Raw genomic sequence first — 3748 nt, 5'->3', positions numbered from 1 at the left:
GGAGATGCCGGAGGACCCGGTCGGCTGGCTGGACGGCCTCGGCTGGGAGGCGGAGACCTTCACCCTGCGTGAGCGCGCCGAGGCCTACGGGCGTCCGGTGCTCACCCCGTCGCAGCAGGACGAGGGCGCCGGCGGACTGATCTCGGCGGTGCGCGCCGCGCACTGAGCACGACGAAGGCCGGCCCCCGCGTGTGACGGGGGCCGGCCTTCGACCTGCGGTCCGCTAGGGCGTGTATCGAAAGTGCCTGGTGAGGATGACGGAGAGCCCATTTGTGACCCAGAATGATTGAATGGTCACGCTTCAGACTCCCCGTTTGATCCTGCGTCGCTGGCGCGAGGAAGACGTTGCGCCCATGGCTGCCGTCAATGCCGACCCCGAGGTCATGCGGTGGATCCGTGACGCCAGCGTCCTTGACGAACAGCAGACTCGCGGCCGGGTCCAGGCATGGGAGCGCGAGTGGGAGTCACAGGGCTTCGGCCTGTTCGCCGTGGAGATCCGGTCCACTGGCGAGCTGGCCGGGTTCACCGGCCTTTCGGTGCCCGACTTCTTGCCGGAGGTACTGCCGGCGGTTGAGGTCGGCTGGCGGCTGGGACGTTCCCAGTGGGGGCAGGGCTTGGCCACCGAGGCCGCTGCGGCCGCTGTACGGTTCGGGTTCGAAGAGCGAGGGCTGGAGCGGATCGTCAGCATTACTCAAGTGGGCAACGACGTCTCCGAACGGATCATGACCAAACTGGGGATGCATCCGGTCCACGAGACCGTCAATCCCACCGGCGGTCGGCGAGTACGGGTGTTCGAGTTGTCGTCGGACCGGTACGTCACAACCAGATGCCTGACGCCAGTGCACCTGAGCGGCACGGAACAGGGGTCCCGTACTGGTGAGCTCGCGTAATCAACTGTCGCCAGTTCCCCGTGGTGACCAGCCCGATGGGGACCGTAGGTGATCCCCGGAGGCGTCCGGCTCCAGGTCCCTCCGGCCTCAGCGGCGAGCCCTGGTGGTCGCGATGGGGGGGTATCCAAGGGCGTCGGCGACGCCCGCCCCGGGCATACGCAGCCGTCAGCACCAGGTTGACGAAGCGTTCACAGGCCGAACCGCCGTGCTGGTCGGGATACTCCGTTACGATGGCTGGGTTGAGGGCTCAAGGGCGTTGTGGGGCTACTTCGAAGACAACGACTACTGAGAGGCCGACTCGCTCATCGGCGTGACTTGTAGCTGGATCGTCACGGTCCGGTGGCAGTCAGGGTGATCGCCTGACCGGACGGCATGGCGTGGGGAAGATGCCCCCCATGGTGGGATCTCGTACACGCCGCGCGGGGCCTCGTTGGGATGATGGTCATGAGCCTGGCGCTGGCGCTGTGGCTGTCCAAGCAGTTCGGGGGCGAGACTGGTCCTGATGGCGTTGATCGACTTTTGAGGATCTTGTTTGTTTGGGGAACCATCGCCCGCCAGCAGGAGCACCTGGTCGAACAGCACGCCACCGGCGAGCACACCATCGCCGACCTCGCCGAACTGTTCAGCGTCTCACGGGCGACCGTCTACCGAGTCCTGGAACGCCACGGCCGTACCACCTGAGTCTCGACGCGGACCGCGCTCACCAGGCACAGCGCCATCTTTTGCGGCTGGCGACCTCCATATTAGAAGGTTAGGTTTGCAAAGCAAGCCTAACCTTCTAATATGGCTTCGCGAGCATCGGACGACCGCACCGAAACCCTTGAGTCGAACCCCGCGCTGATCGGGGTTGCCACGCGGTTGCGGATCAGCATCAGCGCGTTCAGGCGCCGCAGTCACGAAGCGCTGAGCGAGGGAGATTTGACGGGCCCGCAGCTGACGGCCCTCTCGCGGCTCGAACGGCTGGGTCCGATCACCACTGCAGAACTGGCCAGGCGTGAGCAGATCACCCCCCAGGCGATGGGCGCCACCGTCGCGGTTCTGGGAGACCGTAGGCTGGTGGCCCGTACCGCTGATCCCGCTGACGGGCGTCGCTGGCTGCTCACGGTCACCGATGCCGGCCGGGCCGTGCTGAGTTCCGAGCGCAGCGCCGTCGCCGACAGGACGGCCGCGGCGATGGCGGCGTCCTTCACTTCCGAAGAGATCGCGACTCTCGACGCGGCGGCGCCGCTGATCGAGCGGCTGGCCGACCTGTTCGACCAGCGACCGTGATCATCGAGTCTCACCCCAAGGAGCGGAGGCAGTGCCATGCCTGAGCCGGAGTCCGACGTCGTCGCAAGCGCCCGGAGCGAGGCGGGTGGTGCTGCGCGTCCATTCTCTTGGCGATTCACTGTGCCGTTGTTGATCGGCTCTGCGCTGAACCCGATCAACAGCTCACTGATCGCTACCGCGCTGGTACCGATCGCCGCTGGCCTGCACGTCCGAGTCGGGCAGACCGCAGCCCTGGTGACCGGACTGTATCTGGCTAGCGCCATCGCCCAGCCCACGGCTGGCAAGGCCGCCCAGGTGTTCGGTCCGCGACGGGTCTTTTCGACCGGAATCGCGCTGGTGGCAGTCGGCGGCACTGTGGGCGGCCTCGCGCAGGACCTGATCACCCTGCTCATCAGCAGAGTCCTGATCGGTCTCGGCACCTCCTGCGCCTACCCGACAGCGATGCTGCTGATCCGCGGCCGAGCCCACGACGCCGGCCTCGACGAACCACCCGGCAACGTCCTCGGCGGACTACAGATAGCTGGCACCGCCACGGCGTCGCTGGGACTACCCGTCGGCGGCGTCCTGGTCGGTGCCTTGACCTGGCGATCGGTGTTCTTTCTCAACGTGCCGGTAGCACTGATCGCCCTTGCCGCGACACTGGCCTGGATCCCCCGTGACAACCTCGTCGGCCGCGACCACACCCTGCGTGGCATCGCCTCCGCCCTCGACGTGACGGGCATCCTCGGTTTCGGCGCGACGATGATCGCACTGCTGGTGTTCCTCTACGACCTGCCCGTCGTGCACTGGTACCTGCTGGGCATCGCGGTGGCAGCGGGAGCGGCGCTCGCGATCTGGGAGTTGCGTGCCGCCACCCCATTCCTCGACGTGCGCCTGCTCGCGGCCAACCGGGCTCTGACCCGAACGTATCTGCGTTTTGGCCTGGCGATGCTGTGCGTCTACATCGTGCTCTACGGGCTCACGCAATGGGCTGAGGCCGTACGTGGCCTGTCCGAGAGCGAATCCGGGCTGCTACTGCTGCCCATGACCCTGGTGTCCGCGGTGGTCATCTCGCCAGTGTCGCGACGCAATCTCATACGAGGACCGCTGATCGCCGCCGCGCTGATGTGCGCGGCGGGGTCGGCGGGCGTTCTCCTGTTGACCTCATCGACCTGGGTCGGCCTAGTCGTTGCCATCACCATTGTGTTCGGCATCTCGATGGGCGCCGCTTCAGCCGGCAACCAGACCGCCCTGTACGACCAAGCTCCCCATCAACAACTCGGCAGCGCCTCGGGTTTGCTGCGCACCTTCGCCTACATGGGCTCGATCGCCTCCTCGGCCATCACCGGCATCGTGTTCCACACGCACGTCACCGACCACGGCCTCCACTTGATCGCCTGGATCATGGTCGGCATCAGCGCCGCCCTGATCGTCATCACTATCACCGATCGCTCGCTGTACCCGCGACCCCGACGCTGACACCGGCCTGTAGGGTGCCAGAAGTCACGCACAGCCCTTGATCAGGAACTTTGCAGTTCCAGGCGATCATGGCAGCCTCGGGCTGCATGGCGCTGCGCATGATCTACCTGGCCCTCCTCCGGCTCCTCGGA

Annotated in this window: 4 protein-coding genes; all 4 read left to right on the top strand. The window is 66.5% G+C overall.

The window, feature by feature from the left end:
• Positions 1-290: 290 nt before the first annotated feature.
• The 4 genes from JWN03_RS33695 to JWN03_RS33680 all read left to right on the top strand — a co-directional run bounded on the left by JWN03_RS33695 (position 291) and on the right by JWN03_RS33680 (position 3617).
• Positions 291-890, top strand: coding sequence for a GNAT family N-acetyltransferase (locus tag JWN03_RS33695; protein WP_297623493.1), 600 nt, complete (start codon positions 291-293; stop codon positions 888-890).
• A gap of 444 nt (positions 891-1334) precedes the next feature.
• Positions 1335-1571 (top strand): helix-turn-helix domain-containing protein, encoded by a 237-nt coding sequence (locus JWN03_RS33690; RefSeq protein ID WP_297623490.1) that lies wholly within the window; start codon positions 1335-1337, stop codon positions 1569-1571.
• Between the two features lie 102 nt (positions 1572-1673).
• Positions 1674-2159: a MarR family winged helix-turn-helix transcriptional regulator gene (locus tag JWN03_RS33685; RefSeq protein WP_297623487.1), complete on the top strand. Its 486-nt coding sequence runs from the start codon at positions 1674-1676 to the stop codon at positions 2157-2159.
• Positions 2160-2279: 120 nt separating this feature from the next.
• Positions 2280-3617, top strand: coding sequence for an MFS transporter (locus tag JWN03_RS33680; protein WP_441343109.1), 1338 nt, complete (start codon positions 2280-2282; stop codon positions 3615-3617).
• Positions 3618-3748: the final 131 nt, after the last annotated feature.

It is taken from the genome of Nocardia sp. (assembly GCF_025465275.1).
Classification (GTDB): domain Bacteria; phylum Actinomycetota; class Actinomycetes; order Mycobacteriales; family Mycobacteriaceae; genus Nocardia.
This window is presented reverse-complemented; position numbering and strand designations above follow the sequence as displayed.